This is a genomic window from Amphritea pacifica (genome assembly GCF_016924145.1).
Taxonomy (GTDB): domain Bacteria; phylum Pseudomonadota; class Gammaproteobacteria; order Pseudomonadales; family Balneatricaceae; genus Amphritea; species Amphritea pacifica.
Genome location: NZ_JAFFZO010000151.1, coordinates 1 through 366 on the forward strand (window position 1 = coordinate 1; position 366 = coordinate 366).

The window sequence follows — 366 nt, forward strand, 5'->3', positions numbered from 1 at the left end:
GCTCGACCAGAATGTCCCGTGCCTGAATGCCATACTTCGCTTCCGCCCGTTTGGCAAACAGCAGGAACGAGGAGTAGACCCCCGCAAAGCCCAGTGTCAGCGCGTCGCGATCCACCCGGATCGGCTGGTCCATCATCGGTACGATCAGGTCTTCCGCCACATCCATGATCTTGTACAGATCGATGCCGTGCACCGCTTCCATCCGCACCAGGGTGGCAACCAGTACTTCCAGTGGTGTGTTACCGGCACCGGCACCCAGGCCCGCCACCGAACCATCGATACGCCCGGCACCGGCATCAATCGCCGCCAGGGAGTTGGCCACGGCCATCCCCATGTTGTGATGGCCGTGGAAACCCACCTCAATGG

1 pseudogene is annotated in these 366 nt (G+C 61.7%); it reads right to left on the bottom strand.

The features are described 5' to 3' along the window. Positions 1–366: pseudogene (locus JW499_RS21845) on the bottom strand (4-hydroxy-2-oxovalerate aldolase); the annotation flags it as partial.